This window comes from Cytobacillus horneckiae (assembly GCF_002835735.1).
GTDB lineage: Bacteria > Bacillota > Bacilli > Bacillales > Cytobacillaceae > Cytobacillus > Cytobacillus horneckiae.
In genome coordinates this window covers 18122-33294 of sequence record NZ_PISD01000010.1, presented here as the reverse complement: position 1 = coordinate 33294, position 15173 = coordinate 18122, and the positions used below count along the sequence as shown (strand labels likewise).

Annotated in this window: 14 protein-coding genes; 9 read left to right on the top strand and 5 right to left on the bottom strand. The window is 38.7% G+C overall.

Going from position 1 to position 15173, the window contains the following annotated elements:
• Entirely contained in the window at positions 1-228 is a 228-nt protein-coding gene (locus tag CWS20_RS05920) for a DUF1128 domain-containing protein (protein ID WP_066195269.1), read from the bottom strand.
• A gap of 192 nt (positions 229-420) precedes the next feature.
• Between CWS20_RS05920 and CWS20_RS05915 the strand changes: the two genes are divergently transcribed.
• Entirely contained in the window at positions 421-771 is a 351-nt protein-coding gene (locus CWS20_RS05915; RefSeq protein WP_066195271.1) for a hypothetical protein, read from the top strand.
• Positions 772-789: 18 nt separating this feature from the next.
• A complete protein-coding gene (locus CWS20_RS05910) occupies positions 790-1614 on the top strand; it encodes a YihY/virulence factor BrkB family protein (protein ID WP_066195274.1) in 825 nt (274 codons plus the stop codon).
• A 243-nt stretch (positions 1615-1857) separates the two neighbouring features.
• Here the strand turns inward: CWS20_RS05910 and CWS20_RS05905 are convergent, their stop codons facing one another.
• Both CWS20_RS05905 and CWS20_RS05900 read right to left on the bottom strand, forming a co-directional pair.
• Complete coding sequence (locus tag CWS20_RS05905; RefSeq protein WP_066195276.1) at positions 1858-3780, bottom strand: heavy metal translocating P-type ATPase; 1923 nt, start codon at positions 3778-3780, stop codon at positions 1858-1860.
• A gap of 176 nt (positions 3781-3956) precedes the next feature.
• Positions 3957-5123 carry an MFS transporter gene (locus tag CWS20_RS05900; RefSeq protein ID WP_066201433.1) on the bottom strand — a complete coding sequence of 389 codons (1167 nt, stop codon included), beginning with the start codon at positions 5121-5123 and terminating at the stop codon, positions 3957-3959.
• A gap of 160 nt (positions 5124-5283) precedes the next feature.
• On the opposite strand from CWS20_RS05900, the gene cax reads away from it, so the two are divergent.
• Both cax and CWS20_RS05890 read left to right on the top strand, forming a co-directional pair.
• Entirely contained in the window at positions 5284-6342 is a 1059-nt protein-coding gene (gene cax / locus CWS20_RS05895; RefSeq protein ID WP_066195279.1) for a calcium/proton exchanger, read from the top strand.
• 322 nt (positions 6343-6664) lie between these two features.
• A complete protein-coding gene (locus tag CWS20_RS05890) occupies positions 6665-7498 on the top strand; it encodes a YfkD famly protein (protein ID WP_066195281.1) in 834 nt (277 codons plus the stop codon).
• 142 nt (positions 7499-7640) lie between these two features.
• Here the strand turns inward: CWS20_RS05890 and yfkAB are convergent, their stop codons facing one another.
• Positions 7641-8771, bottom strand: coding sequence for a radical SAM/CxCxxxxC motif protein YfkAB (gene yfkAB / locus CWS20_RS05885; RefSeq protein WP_066195285.1), 1131 nt, complete (start codon positions 8769-8771; stop codon positions 7641-7643).
• A 174-nt stretch (positions 8772-8945) separates the two neighbouring features.
• Between yfkAB and CWS20_RS05880 the strand changes: the two genes are divergently transcribed.
• The 5 genes from CWS20_RS05880 to rlmD all read left to right on the top strand — a co-directional run bounded on the left by CWS20_RS05880 (position 8946) and on the right by rlmD (position 14160).
• Entirely contained in the window at positions 8946-9128 is a 183-nt protein-coding gene (locus CWS20_RS05880) for an SE1561 family protein (RefSeq protein WP_066201435.1), read from the top strand.
• 214 nt (positions 9129-9342) lie between these two features.
• Complete coding sequence (locus CWS20_RS05875) at positions 9343-10893, top strand: fumarate hydratase (RefSeq protein ID WP_066201438.1); 1551 nt, start codon at positions 9343-9345, stop codon at positions 10891-10893.
• 113 nt (positions 10894-11006) lie between these two features.
• Positions 11007-11795: a delta-lactam-biosynthetic de-N-acetylase gene (gene pdaA, locus CWS20_RS05870; RefSeq protein ID WP_066195287.1), complete on the top strand. Its 789-nt coding sequence runs from the start codon at positions 11007-11009 to the stop codon at positions 11793-11795.
• 152 nt (positions 11796-11947) lie between these two features.
• Entirely contained in the window at positions 11948-12748 is an 801-nt protein-coding gene (locus tag CWS20_RS05865) for a DNA-3-methyladenine glycosylase family protein (RefSeq protein WP_241198820.1), read from the top strand.
• 32 nt (positions 12749-12780) lie between these two features.
• Complete coding sequence (gene rlmD / locus CWS20_RS05860) at positions 12781-14160, top strand: 23S rRNA (uracil(1939)-C(5))-methyltransferase RlmD (RefSeq protein WP_066201442.1); 1380 nt, start codon at positions 12781-12783, stop codon at positions 14158-14160.
• A 354-nt stretch (positions 14161-14514) separates the two neighbouring features.
• Here the strand turns inward: rlmD and CWS20_RS05855 are convergent, their stop codons facing one another.
• Positions 14515-15030, bottom strand: coding sequence for a DinB family protein (locus tag CWS20_RS05855; protein WP_066195292.1), 516 nt, complete (start codon positions 15028-15030; stop codon positions 14515-14517).
• Positions 15031-15173 lie beyond the last annotated feature (143 nt).

Below are 15173 nucleotides of genomic sequence, written 5' to 3'. Positions count from 1 at the left end.
TTATTTATTCTTTCTCAGATTTCCTAACTCTTCTGCAATTGCTTGCATTTCGTTGGGGCTAAAAGAGTTCTTTTTCATTACTAAATCGTAGATGTCTCTAAGTTCTTCATACATTTCTTCATCAAAATGCGTAGGTTTAATTGCGCCAAAGTTCAGTACCTTTAATTTCTCTTTGATTTTTTCGACCATATACTCCACATTTTCGTTCGATTTTTGTGATAAATTCATGTAGTGTTTCCTCCCCAAGCATCATAAGTATTTTCATCTTTCCATGTAAGCATATAAATGTCAACAGGAAATTCGAACATTTATCATCTGAATGTTGATATTGCTTGCATGAACAGGCAAAAATAGCAGAAAATGAAGAAGAAGCGTTTTTTCAAACTATCAAAATAAGAATGATAAAAAGGAGTTTTGAGCATGGGGAAATCATTATTTTGGAAAGGTGTATTATTTGGTGCACTTGCTGGTGGAGCATTAAGTATGCTAGATCGCAGTACAAGGGAGACAGCAATAGAAAAATGCAAGCAAACTACTGGCAGTGTGAAATATTACATAAACCATCCTGACGAAGCAATCGAGCAGGTGAAGGGTGTTTCAACAAGAATAAAAATTGCCGCTGAACAAGTAGGTGAGGATGTGGCTTTTATTACAAATACAGTTGAAGAATTAAAAGATGCAGCAATGAATACAAAGGAAGCATTTTATCAAAAAGATTCAAGAATTGAAGAAAGAACAGAGTATAACGAAGATATCATACCTGAAAAATAGTCTTAATGGGGGTGGACAATGGAAAAAGCTGTTGCAGTTGGAAAAGAACTCTGGGAAAGAGTTCAAAGAGATGATGTATTTGGAATTGCAGCTCAGCTGGCTTATTTCTTTCTACTTTCACTTTTCCCGCTTTTAATCGTATTAATTGCTGTCCTGCCTTATTTACCGTTTACACAGGAGGATATTTTTAGTATTGTCCGCGATTTTGCACCTGAAGAGTCGATGAATTTAATAGAGAATAGTATTAGTGAGTTGTCTAGAAGAAACGGAACTTTATTATCCTTTGGTATTATTGCCACCTTATGGTCTGCTTCAAATGGTATAAATGCGATTGTAAGAGCGTTCAATCGCGCCTATGATGTGCCTGAAAGCCGTTCTTTTCTAATCGCTAGAGGCGTAGCCATTTTATTGACCATTTCCATGATTTTTGTCTTTGTTGTCGCTTTACTGCTGCCCGTTTTTGGCAAGCAGATTGGCCTTTTCTTTTCTAATGTTTTAGGATTGTCAGACGAGTTTCTTACACTTTGGAATATGCTTCGTTGGCTAGCTAGTCCAATGATTATTTTTATAATATTTTCTGGCTTGTACTGGTTTGCACCAAATAAGAAGCTAACTAAGGTAAGCGTCCTGCCTGGGTCTATTTTTGCTACTGTCGGATGGATTGCTGCATCGTATGCTTTTTCTTATTATGTCAGCAACTTTGGCAACTACTCAGCAACTTATGGAAGCATTGGCGCAATTATCATTTTAATGATTTGGTTTTATATGTCCGCAATTATTATTATGATAGGCGGAGAGATTAACGCAATGATGAGCAAAAGGAGAACGGGACAGGCCGCTTAGCAGAACTTACCTTATTAATGCATTCATAAACGACATACACTATTATTGCAACACAATATGATTGCAGGGGGAATTATCATGACAAAAAAAGATGGCGGAACAAAGCAAAAAGGCAAGAATAAGCCTAAACAGAAAACTTCAGGATCAGCAAACGGACAAAACGGTTATCATTAAAATTAAAAGCGGTAGAAGTCATGGTGATGTGACTTCTACCGCTTTTTTTTAGAAGAAAATGTCCCGTCGTTAGCTCTTCAGCAACCTTAAACTATTTAATATAACTAAGATTGTTGAACCTTCATGTCCAATCACTCCATATGGGAGATCTAGCACCTGCAAAAAGTTTGATGCAATCAGGAACATAATCACTGTAATCGAAAAAATAACATTTTGTTTAATGATTTTGTTCATTCTGCGTGATAGCTCAATCGCTTCAGCGATTTTTGGCAAATCATTTTTCATAAGGACGACATCAGCAGTTTCAAGTGCAACATCAGTTCCTTCTCCCATAGCGATTCCAACATTTGCAGTTGCTAAGGCTGGTGCGTCATTAATTCCATCACCTACCATTGCCACATTGTCATAATTATCTCTTAAAGATTTAACATGATTGACTTTTTCCTCCGGCAGACATTCAGCGATGTATTGGTCAACTTTACTTTCAGCGGCTATTGCAGAAGCCGTCGCTTGGCTGTCACCTGTAAGCATAATCGTATAAATTCCTTGATCTTGGAGCTGTTTAATGGCGGCTTTTGTTTCGCTTCGAACAATATCTTTAAAAGCGACCATGCCAACGATCTCCTTATTTCTTTGAATAAAAACAATCGTTTTCCCTTCATTTGCAAGCTGAATTTCTAAACCATTAGCAAATGCAGCAATTTCTGATTGATCGAAAAAGGCTGTTTTGCCTATCTTCCAATTTTCGCTGCCAAGAACAGCTTCAACACCCCAGCCAGATACATCCCGAAGTTCTTCAGGCTGCAGCAGAGTTTGATTTAATCGCTTTTTTGTGTAATTAACTAATGCAGTAGCGAGCGGGTGTGCCGATTGATTTTCGATAGAAGCGGTCTTTAGTAATATTTCATCAGCGTCCATGCCTGGCTTAGTAATGAAATCTGTTACTTCCGGCTTTCCTTTTGTTAATGTCCCAGTCTTATCAAAGGCAATTGCTTTTAAGTGGCTTAAATTTTCAAGATGAACGCCGCCTTTGAAAAGAATCCCTTTTCTCGCTCCATTTGAAATCGCTGATAAGGTTGCTGGCATAATGGAAGCGACTAATGCACACGGAGAAGCGACCACAAGTAGTATCATTGCTCTATAGAATGTTTCATTCCAGCTCCATCCTAACAGAAAGTGGGGAAGGACCATCATAATTGCTACAGTGATAAGCACAATTTTTACATACTTTCCTTCGAATTTTTCAATGAACAGCTGGCTTGGCGATTTCTCGCTTTGTGCTGTCTGAACCAATTGGATAATCTTTTGAAAAAGAGTTTCATGATTGTGTTTTGTAATCTCAACCGTAAGCGCGCCATTTAAATTGACCGTGCCTGCAAAAACTTCATCGTTTGTTCCTTTTGAAATCGGGATGGATTCGCCTGTAATCGCAGCTTCATCTAGAGTTGACTGGCCGCGAATGATTTTCCCATCCGATGGGACCCTTTCTCCAGGCTTAACTAATATTAAATCTCCAATCGACAATTTAGATACATGGATTTTTTCTTCCATGCCATGATTGATTAACAATGCTTCTTCTGGCTGTAAGTCCATAAGAGCAGAAATTTCTTTATTGCTTTTATTCATCGTATAAGTTTCTAGCGCTCCGCTTAATGCGAATATAAAAATTAAGATTGCACCTTCTGTCCAATATCCGATGATAGCAGAACCAATCGCGGCAAATATCATTAACATTTCCACATTCAATTCTTTATTAGCGAATGTTTCTTCCATGCCTTCTTTAGCTTTCGCATAACCTCCGATAATAAAGGCGAGCATATACGTAATAACAGATAAAGTACTTAAATCATTGCGATCAAGCAGCCAGCCTGTCAAAATCAAGACCCCGCAAAATAGAGCTGCAATCAATTCTGCATGCGGCTTTATTGATTCGAGAATATCATTGGATGATTGCTTGTTTTGCTTCAACATAGGTTTTATTTCGGTTTCCATTTATCTTTCCTCCATTCTCATTGAGAAGAATAATCAACATCAATACCCCCATTAAACGACGAAAGCTGCCACCATTAAGGTGACAGCAAAAATCTCATAGGAAAATTATTTATTTCTTATATTTTACAATATGAAGCTTCACTTGAAAAGGATAATTATTTTTTTCGATAGATTTTTCAAGCACGCATGATTTCCTTCTGTTTTCCAAATAGAGTAATGACAAGGAAAATGAGTAGCATCATCAAGCTAATGAACGTGAAAAAGCTGAGTGATTCAAAAAACTGAATAAACAAACCACCTGCATAAGGCCCGATTAAGCTTCCTACACTAAAAGCAACACCGCAAAGTAAATTGCCGGTAGGAAGCAGGTTTTTTGGAACAAGATCGGTCATATAGCTAATTCCGAGGGAAAACGTTGATCCAACAGCCATACCTGCGATAAACAATGTGACGGCTAAAAGTATAACTGATTCCTCAAGGAAACTTGCTGCACCAAATAAAGTGAAGCCAATGAATAAAATAATCATCAGGATTTTCCGTCTGCCGAATTTATCACTTAGTATTCCAAGAGGCAGCTGAAATACGATGGCGCCTACAGCGAAGGACGTCAACAACAATGAAACACTCGAAACATTCAAGCCGATGCGCATGCCATATATAGGAAAGCTGCCATTTAGGGATGCTTCCAAAAAACCGTAACCTAACGGAGGTATAAAAGCGACCCAGGCATATTTTGAAGCTTCTTTAAACCGTTTGAACGTTTCTTTCAAAGAATTGACGGCAACCGTTTGTTCAGGATAATCATTTTTTAAGGTGAATAAAAACAGCCAGGCGATTAAACATAATAGTGAAGAGATGATAAAAGGCAGCGCCTCATTTATTTTTACAAGCGGTGCCATTAAAGGACCAGCTGCAAAACCAAGGCCAAAAAACAACCCATACAACGATATATTTCTACCTCGCTTACTGAGCGGGGAAAAGGATGTTATCCATGTTTGCGTTGCAAAATGCAAGGCATGGTCACCGATCCCTATAAGCAATCGCAATAGAAACCAGAACCAAAATGTTTTCCAGAGTGGAAATAACAACAGAGATACAACGACTAATAGTCCGCCAAGAATAATGATCGGCTTATACCCATATTTCCGCAGTGGATACTCCATAAAAGGAGAAACAAGCAAGATGCCAATATATAAGCCGGTTGCATTTAAACCATTTAGACTTGAAGAGATGCCATCATTTTCAAAAATAATGGCAATAAGCGGAAGCAGCATCCCTTGGCTGAAGCCTGATATAGCCACGATGCTGACAAGTATCCAAAATCTTAAGTTTTCTTTATTCATTTTCTTTACCTCAGGATGTATTAAATAAATGTGATTCATAGAAAATGTTACCTCTAGCCTTTGTGGTTTGGCAAGGGAAATTTTTATTATTAATAGCTGGAATAATAAGTGTCAACAAACTCATGATGATATGGAAGAGTATAAATGAGGAGTGGTGAGGTTGAATAAGGCTTTCTTTGGGCTTGTAGCAGTGGGTCTTCCACTATCCATTATAGGCACAATTTTTCATTGGCGAAGCACGATACTTTTTATCATATATTGTGTGACAATCATTGCGTTAGCAAGCTATATGGGGAGGGCAACAGAAAGCTTAAGCATTGTTGCAGGGCCAAGAATCGGCGGCCTTCTTAATGCCACATTCGGTAATGCGGTTGAACTGATCATTGCTATTTTTGCATTGAAAGAGGGGTTAATTTCGGTCGTTTTAGCTTCTCTCACTGGATCAGTATTAGGAAATCTGCTGCTCGTTGCGGGCTTGTCATTCTTTTTGGGTGGCTTAAAGTTTAAGCGGCAATCATTTAATATTTTTGACGCCCGTCATAATTCAGGCTTGCTTATTTTTGCTGTCATTGTTGCCTTTGTCATACCCGAGATTTTCTCCATGTCTTTGACGGAAGAAAAGACCATGGTTTTTAGTATTGGTATAGGAATTATTCTTATCATATTGTATTTAGCTGCATTATTTTTCAAGCTTGTGACACATCGAGGAGTTTATCAATCGCAAAAAGAAAGTGTTGAAAGCGACGAGGAGGAAGTCCCGGAATGGGGGAAATGGAAGGCTATTACAGTGTTAGGCTTGGCAACTTTAGCAGTTGCTTATGTGTCAGAAAATCTCGTTCATACTTTTGAAGAAGTGGGAGAGGCATTTGGCTGGTCAGAATTGTTTATCGGAGTCATCATCGTTGCGATTGTCGGCAATGCTGCGGAACATGCATCCGCTATCATCATGGCTGTTAAAAACAAAATGGATGTGGCGGTAGAAATTGCTATTGGTTCCACATTGCAGGTTGCAATGTTTGTTGCACCTCTTCTCGTATTAATCTCTTTACTATTTCCGGTTTCAATGCCATTGGTTTTTACAATCCCAGAGTTAGTGACAATGGTGTCCGCTGTGTTATTAATGGTTGTGATATCTAATGATGGTGAATCGAATTGGTTTGAGGGCGGGATTTTGCTCGCAGCTTATTTCATTATCGGGATTGGTTTTTATCTTTTATAACGATCAAAAACGACTCCAGGTGGCATTGGAGTCGTTTCCTTTTAAGTATTTTAAGAACTATTTTTTTTCCTGAGGACTGCCTTTGACTCGCTCTTACTCATGAATCACCAACCTTTTAAGTTTCTTATGGTTCATTTTTTTAGCGAATGATTATTTAGCTGCCCTCCTTTTTGTTTGATTATGACTATTATAAAACAAAATTATAAAATTGTAAATATTCAGATTTTTACAAAAGTATTACATTTTTATAAGACAATGAGGATAATATGATGGAACTACGAAAAAACTAACGAAAACGAATGAAATGAAAGGAGCAAGTGTAATGAAGAAATTACTCTTGACGATAATCATTGCCCTTATGGGAAGCATGCTTGTTCAGCCTGTTGCTTTTGCAGAGAAGGCTGATAAGAAGGAAGTGAAGCAGAAGGAAGAAAGGGAACAGGTAGGTATACCCATTCCGAGTTCCGTGTTAAATATAACAAAAGAAAATACTTATCCGAATCCTGCTCAGGACATGCCTACATTGCAGCCGAGTGAATTGACACAAGAACTGATTGATTCTTCTAAAATTAAGATTGAAAATCCAGATTTAATCCGGATGTTGAATGAAACAACCGTCAATAGCACTCCTTTTGCAGTAGGATACAGAGCGATTGTTTATTTAGGGCAATGGCCGCTAAATTATGAATCAGCAGAGACTTCACCGAATTGGGAATACCAAAAGGTAAATACGAATTATTTTGATAACCGCGGCGGCAATGCTATTTACCAAATTCATTATGTACAAGAAATGCAAAAGGTAGTAAGAGGGGGCTTAACAGCCAAAATTCCTCATTCGGCTGATGTGAAAAATATGATGCTGCTAAAAGCAACTGAAAAAACCGGTCTTCCGTTAGCATTTGAAACGATTATTGGTGCTGGTACAAAAAAAGATCATAAATATCATGTTGCTATTAATCGATTAGGTTATTTATATGCTTATGCGCCAGCAATCAATGAAAAAGGGAAGGTAACTTACGGCGAAGTATATTTAATGCTGAAAGGTAATAAAAAGATGATTGTTGTGAAAAACATCACTTCCCAAGGAATAGGTGCGTGGATTCCTATTCAGGATCACATTTCTTATGGGTTTGTTGTTTCAGAAAGGCCGCGTTAGAAAGCGGCAAAATTCAAAGTAGAAAAGTGAATATAATGCCGCCGGTGATTTATATCCCGGCGGTGTTTTTTAGTTGTGAGGATTATTTGTGTAACAAAAAAATGCCCTGGCTTAATATTAAGCAGGGCATCATGGAAAATAATTATTTTATTACGGCTGAAACATTTGCCTCTCTTGACTGAAAGTCAATATTTTTATAATAGCTGTCTTTAACTAATACATTTGGTCCAAGGCAGCGTACTTCTGAACAATGGCAGTTTAAAGATTTGGCAAGCTTTGTGTCCATCCATGTATTAAATACATCTGGGAGCTTATCCGTTTGGATATTGCCAAGCGGCGGTGTGTCGCCAAAGTCAGTCACGATAACATCTCCTGTGAAAATGTTAACGTTAAGTCTTGAACGTCCATCAGGGTCGTTCCTAACTGTCACATTTTTGGAAGAATACAGTCTCTGTAAGAGCTCAAGGTCATCTTTTGTAGCGCTGCACGGATAAAATGGCAATGTACCGAAAAGCATCCATGTTTCTTCTTTGCGAATATCAAGTAGATGATGAATGGCCTTCCGCATTTCTTCTAATGATAAGGTTTTAAGGGAAGAAGCGAAATCTGACGGATACATTGGGTGCACTTCATGTCTTTGACAAAGCATTTCTTCTGTTATTTGTTTATGAATGTGTTCAAGGTGTGGGAGCGTCCGCTTATTGAGCATGGTCTCAGCTGATACCATTACACCTGCTTGTACGAGCTCGCGGCTGTTTTCAATCATTCTATTGAATAACACCTGCCGCTGCTGTACAGTTGGCTTTCGCTCCATCATCGCGAAGCCGCCTTCAATAAAATCTTCCTCTGTTCCCCAGTTATGTGAGATATGTAATACATCTAAATAGGGAATAATACTATCGTATTTACCGCGATCGAGGGTTAAGTTTGAGTTGATCTGTGTGCGTATTCCTCTTTCATGGGCAAACTTAAAAAGCGGGATAACGTAATTTTCTACAGATTTTTTTGAAAGCATCGGCTCTCCACCTGTAATTGATAAAGAGCGAAGATGAGGAATTTCCTCTAGCCGCCTCAATAATAAATCAACAGGAAGCCCATTTGGATCTTTAGGCTGAAGGGTATAGCCCACAGCACAATGTTCACAACGCATATTACACAATACAGTGGTTGTAAATTCTATATTTGATAAAGTTAATTTTCCGAATTCATCCATATCCATATAAGCTTCCCATGGATCATAAGCAGGTGAAATCGGCAAAGTTTGAGAAATCATACAAAAACTCCTTAAAAACAAATCTGTAGTCATTATTCATCTAACTGCGCAATCTGTCAACCATAAACTTCGGTACCTGTCACCTACAAATTTCGACAATGGCAGCGGAAATGCTGATTGCATCCTTTTAGATTTTCGGGTAGGATGTTATTTGTAATGAAAGGAGCGAATGATTTGGGTAATCCTATACAAAATAAAGACAACCAAGTTGTTTTCCTAAAGCAACGTTTAAATATGTTTATGGATGTGCTTGACGCAATAGAACCAGAAAACACTGAATTAGAGGATATTGACCGTCTAATAGAAATGATTGACGACCTTGAATCCAAAGTGCGCGAATTCAAAAACCGCGATTAAAAAATGATAAATTAAAGTTAATGTCGAAACCTGTCGGTGCCTGTCACCGACAGGTTTCGACATTATTTTGTTTAAAGGTGATGCTCCTGCATGAGCAAAGCTTTGTCTTTCCATCGTTGGAGGATAGGGTTATAATGATATACGATAATAATTCTAATTTTCACATAAGGGTTTGTTTTTGATGGTAGCAAAGGGAAAGGGGAATATTAAAGAGATGAATATGGAGAAATTACAAGCGAGTATGTATGACTTGATTGTAGAAACTTCGACGAATTTGCCGAAGGACGTACGTCGTGCAATTAAGGCAGCTAAGGCAAAGGAAAGTGCAGGCACTCGATCTGCAATGAGCTTGGCAACAATCACAAATAATATTTCAATGGCGGATGAAAATGTATCACCGATTTGTCAGGATACAGGATTGCCGACTTTTAAAATCAAAACGCCAGTTGGTGTAAATCAGCTTCAAATAAAAGAAGCGATTAAACATGCGATTGCTCTAGCTACAAAAAATGGGAAACTTCGTCCAAACTCTGTTGATTCACTAACAGGCGCCAACAGCGGCGACAACTTAGGCGGAGGCACACCTGTCATTAAATTCGATCAATGGGAAAAAGATTATATAGATGTCCGTCTTATTCTAAAAGGCGGCGGATGTGAAAATAAAAACATTCAATACAGCTTGCCAACTGAGCTAGAAGGCTTAGGAAGAGCAGGACGTGACCTTGATGGCATCCGCAAATGCATCATGCATTCTGTCTATCAGGCACAAGGGCAAGGCTGCAGCGCCGGTTTTATTGGTGTAGGCATCGGAGGAGACCGCTCATCTGGATACGACCTTGCGAAAGAACAGCTTTTCCGTTCAGTTGAGGACGTTAACCCTAACGAAGATTTACGCAAGCTTGAAGAATACGTCATGGAGCATGCGAATGAACTAGGAATCGGTACAATGGGCTTTGGCGGCGAAACAACTCTTCTAGGCTGTAAAGTTGGCGTAATGAACCGTATTCCTGCAAGCTTCTTCGTTTCTGTTGCATACAATTGCTGGGCTTATCGCCGTCTAGGCGTAGCTGTTCACCCTGAAACGGGTGAAATCAGCGAATGGATGTACCAAGAAGGAGAAAAAATCGACTTTGCATCTGAAGCTGAAAAAGAGTCAGCAGCAGCTGCAGAGACAGTTGAAGAATCAAAAGTAGTAACGCTGCAAGCGCCAATTACAGAAGAACAAATCCGTGAGCTGAAAGTTGGCGATGTTGTACAAATCAACGGCAGAATGTACACTGGCCGTGATGCAATCCATCATCACTTAATGGAAAATGATGCGCCAGTTGACCTTAACGGCCAGGTAATATACCATTGCGGCCCAGTTATGATGCAAGATGATGAAGGTCAGTGGCATGTGAAGGCAGCCGGTCCGACAACAAGCATTCGAGAAGAACCTTATCAAGGCGATATTATGAAAAAATTCGGTATTCGTGCAGTGATTGGTAAAGGCGGAATGGGGCCGAAAACACTTAAAGCCCTTGAAGAGCATGGCGGAGTTTACTTAAATGCTATTGGCGGTGCCGCTCAATACTACGCAGACTGCATTAAAGCTGTTGAAGGTGTCGACTTAATGAACTTTGGAATTCCTGAAGCAATGTGGCATCTTAAAGTCGAAGGCTTTACAGCAGTAGTAACAATGGATTCTCATGGAAACAGCCTCCATAAAGATGTTGATAAATCATCTCTAGAAAAGCTGGCTCAATTTAAAGAACGCGTATTTTAATGATTGAACAAAAGGGAGGCCAACTGGGTGCCTCCCTTTTAAAATGGAAACTTTTATCATCGCATGATTTTTTCCCATAGTACAAACAATAAGAAAAACAGGAGGATTACCTCATGAAAAAAATAATTTTATTATTTTTCGCGTTATTTATTGTTTGTACTCCTGCTCATGCTGAGTACGGGAATTCACCGGTCCATTGGGGAATCAAAAAAGCTGAAAATGAAGTGCCTGCAGAAGCGGGCAAGCAGCTAGATGTGCTTTTAGAAAGACATGGAGCAGTATATAAGGGGAGTTCACATAAAAAAGATATATATCTTACATTCGATAATGGTTATGAAAACGGGTATACAGGGCAAATTTTAGATGTTCTAAAAAAAGAACAAGTACCAGCAGCCTTTTTCATTACTGGACATTATTTAAATACAGCACCTGATCTTGTAAAAAGGATGGCTGCAGAGGGGCATACGATAGGAAATCATTCATGGACCCATCCTGACATGACGACTGTCAGCAGAGAAAAGTTTACGAATGAACTGGAAAAGGTTCGGGTGCAAACTGAAAAGCTCACAGGTATTAAGGAAATGCCATATTTGCGTCCGCCTCGAGGAATCTTTAGTGAAAGAACACTGGCGCTAGCTAAGGAAGAAGGCTATGCCCATATTTTCTGGTCGCTAGCTTATGTTGATTGGAAAACGGATCAGCAGCGGGGCTGGCAATATTCTTATGACAATATAATGAAGCAAATACACCCGGGAAGTATTTTGCTGTTGCATACTGTTTCTAAAGACAATGCAGATGCGCTAGAAAAAGCAATCAAAGATTTGAAAAAACGTGGGTACACCTTTAAAACATTGGATGACTTAATGTGGAGCCAAGCAATACATGAGCCTATGCTATATTAAGAAAACACTCAAAACCGATCATCATGAGAAGGTCGGTTTTTTTTATGAAAAATGCTATAATACGAGGAAAACAATAAAGGACGGAAATCGTTGTGGAAACAATAAATATACAAGGGCCATATAACTTTGATCTCGTATTGGACCGCTTAAAAATGGATCCGCTCCATCATGTCGATTTGCAGAAACGGGCAGTGAAAGTCCCGATGATGATAAAGAATGAGCCGATTGTAGCCGAAGTAACTGCCATCGGCACAACAGATCATCCCGCATTTGAAATATCAGGAATAGAACATTCCCTGAAGGAGCAAGCCCTAGACCGGCTAAAGGAGCTGTTTAAATGGCACCTCCCTTTAGATGGTATTTATAATCATTTTCAGCAAACTGATTTAAAGGAGCTATTTACTGCACATTACGGCACACCGCTTGTATTAGACTTTGATCCATACAGCTGTTTGTTAAAGTGTATTGTGCATCAGCAATTGAATCTAAAATTTGCTCATACGTTAACGGAGAGATTTGTGAAAACTTTCGGATTTCAGCAAGATGGAGCATGGTTTTACCCTCAGCCGGAAAAACTGGCACAGATAAAGGTAGAGGAATTGCGGGAGCTTCAATTCAGCGGCAGAAAAGCAGAATATGCCATCGGTGTGGCGACAGCAGTTATGGACGGACAATTAGACTTTGAAAAATTAAAAAATATGTCTGATGCAGATATTCATGATAAACTAATCAAATTGCGAGGAGTCGGACCATGGACTGTCCAGAACTTTCTTATGTTTGGCCTCGGCAGACCAAATCTCTATCCTTTAGCAGATATAGGTATTCAAAATGCATTAAAAAAACATTATCAATTAGAAGCTAAGCCGACATATGCCGAAATGGAAGACTATGCAAAGGACTGGCACCCTTATCTTAGCTATGCTTCCCTATATTTATGGAGAAGCATTGAATAAATTTGGAGTGATAAATCCCAATGAAACAGCAAATGAATAAAGAACAAACGGCTAAATTAAAATTAAAGCAAACCTTCCCGTTAACGATTAAACGTCTAGGAATTAATGGAGAGGGTGTCGGATACTTTAAAAAGCAAGTGGTCTTCGTTCCTGGGGCGCTGCCAGGAGAGGAAGTCGTCGCTGAAGCAACAAAAGTAAATCCAAAATTTTCAGAAGCAAAAATCAAGAAAATCCGTAAAAAATCTCCCTATCGTGTACAAGCGCCATGTCCGTTATTTGGCGAATGCGGTGGCTGCCAGCTTCAGCACCTTCGCTATGATCGCCAGCTTGCAGAGAAGCGCGATATTATAAAGCAAGCTCTTGAAAGGCACACGAAATTAAACCTTGAAAAGCTGAATATAAAAGAGACAATCGGAATGGACGATCCATGGCGTTATCGCAATAAAAGCCAATTCCAGCTTGGTGTAAAGGGTGGCAAAGTAATTGCGGGGCTATATAGCATGAACACCCATCATTTAATTGATATTGAAGACTGTACAGTTCAACAGCCTCATACGATTAAGGCAACAACAACTGTAAAATCGATACTGCAGGACTTACACATTCCAATTTATAATGAAAAGACTAGAAAAGGAATTGTGAGAACAATCGTAACAAGAGTAGGGGTGCAAACAGGCGAGCTGCAAATTGTCTTGATTACAAGTAAACGCGATTTGCCGAAAAAAAGCCTTATAATTGAAGAAATTAAAAAGCGCCTGCCGGCAGTCAAATCAATCATTCAAAATGTGAACGGCCAAAAAACGTCACTTATTTTTGGTGAGGAAAGCCTGCATCTTGATGGAGAAGCGTTCATACAGGAAATGCTTGGGGACATAGAATTTGAACTATCTGCACGCACTTTCTTTCAATTGAACCCTGAACAAACAGTCAAGCTATATAATGAAGTGAAAAAAGCAGCCGCACTTACAGGAAAAGAAAAAGTAGTCGATGCCTATTGCGGTGTAGGCACAATCGGTTTATGGCTAGCAGATGGCGCCCGTGAAATTCGTGGAATGGATATCATTAAAGAATCCATTCAAGATGCGAAAAAGAATGCAAAAAAACACGGCGTTACCCATGCGCAATATGTAACTGGCAAAGCAGAGGAATGGATGCCAAAATGGGTCAAAGAAGGATGGAAGCCTGATGTAATTGTTGTTGACCCTCCAAGAACCGGGCTAGATCAGCAATTGCTGCAAACAATCTTAAAAGTTCAGCCTGAAAAAATTGTATATGTTTCATGCAATCCATCAACATTGGCAAAAGATATTGCCATTCTTGATAAAAAGTACAAAGTAAACAGCATCCAGCCGGTAGACATGTTCCCGCAAACTGCACACGTGGAAGCTGTTACGGAATTAACTTTGAAATAACAGTCATTTTAAGCAAGGTATGTATACATTGACCACATATTACTACATACCTTGCAAGGATTTTTTAAAAAGCTCAACTGATTTTTCTTTCATATATTCAGTAGTTTTAAGTCCAGGTCTAACTGGAACTTCTTTGAATTGGATGAATAGTAATTGAGGTTTTAATTACATATTAAGGAAAAACGTTAAGCTTGATGGATTAAAGTGAATACTATTGATAGATTATCATTCAAAGCGCTCTATAGATTGAGAGCGCTCTTTAAATTCAGCAATAGGGGATTCTACAACTGAAATTATGTTAGAAAATCCCTTATGGGTATTTTGATTCCTATTTCTAAAACAAGAATCAGTTTATTAACCTAAGTTTGCTATATGCAGTTTTATCTCTTTTATTTGCTCTATGTGTCGCTCTTCATGTAAATAAATTTGTTCAACCCATTGATCAAGAGGTAATTCACCCAAAGCAGGATGCTCCATTGATTTATTCGCCAATATGGAGTTATCTTCAATAGTATTAAGGAAAGTTAGCAGTCTTTCTCTCGAAGCGTTTAACAACTTAATTATTTGCTGAACTTCAAATGGTTTTTCATCTGGTTCAACGATTTTTGGAGCTTTAATCTTCTTCGTTCTATCCAATAATACTTGCTTAACTTCCTTACGATCTTTTTGTGTACTTTCACTTTTTTTTAATCCCCATAAAATAGCCTTTATCGTTGCCTCTTCCACTAAGATTAAGTGATGACAAACTTGAGCAATACTCCACTTATTCATTTCAGGTTTATTATTAAATTGAACATAACTTAATGAAGCAATTTCCTTTACCAGTATATTTCTCGCTTCATCCAGATTTTCATTTACTAATTTATTCATGAGATTTTCTCCCTTTCTATTACCCTGAAAGTGGGTACTTAAATTGCTGTTCTCTTTACATTCTCTACAAAGATACGCCATTAATCACCTTCTTCAATCATAAATCCTCCCCCTTTTTTAGGATTTAATATAAAGACATTCGA

Coding starts and splice junctions, on each gene's coding strand:
- CWS20_RS05920 (WP_066195269.1), bottom strand. CDS start 228: ATGAATTTATCACAAAAATCGAACGAAAATGTGGAGTATATGGTCGAA.
- CWS20_RS05915 (WP_066195271.1), top strand. CDS start 421: ATGGGGAAATCATTATTTTGGAAAGGTGTATTATTTGGTGCACTTGCT.
- CWS20_RS05910 (WP_066195274.1), top strand. CDS start 790: ATGGAAAAAGCTGTTGCAGTTGGAAAAGAACTCTGGGAAAGAGTTCAA.
- CWS20_RS05905 (WP_066195276.1), bottom strand. CDS start 3,780: ATGGAAACCGAAATAAAACCTATGTTGAAGCAAAACAAGCAATCATCC.
- CWS20_RS05900 (WP_066201433.1), bottom strand. CDS start 5,123: ATGAATAAAGAAAACTTAAGATTTTGGATACTTGTCAGCATCGTGGCT.
- CWS20_RS05890 (WP_066195281.1), top strand. CDS start 6,665: ATGAAGAAATTACTCTTGACGATAATCATTGCCCTTATGGGAAGCATG.
- yfkAB (WP_066195285.1), bottom strand. CDS start 8,771: ATGATTTCTCAAACTTTGCCGATTTCACCTGCTTATGATCCATGGGAA.
- CWS20_RS05875 (WP_066201438.1), top strand. CDS start 9,343: ATGAATATGGAGAAATTACAAGCGAGTATGTATGACTTGATTGTAGAA.
- pdaA (WP_066195287.1), top strand. CDS start 11,007: ATGAAAAAAATAATTTTATTATTTTTCGCGTTATTTATTGTTTGTACT.
- CWS20_RS05865 (WP_241198820.1), top strand. CDS start 11,948: ATGGATCCGCTCCATCATGTCGATTTGCAGAAACGGGCAGTGAAAGTC.
- rlmD (WP_066201442.1), top strand. CDS start 12,781: ATGAATAAAGAACAAACGGCTAAATTAAAATTAAAGCAAACCTTCCCG.
- CWS20_RS05855 (WP_066195292.1), bottom strand. CDS start 15,030: ATGAATAAATTAGTAAATGAAAATCTGGATGAAGCGAGAAATATACTG.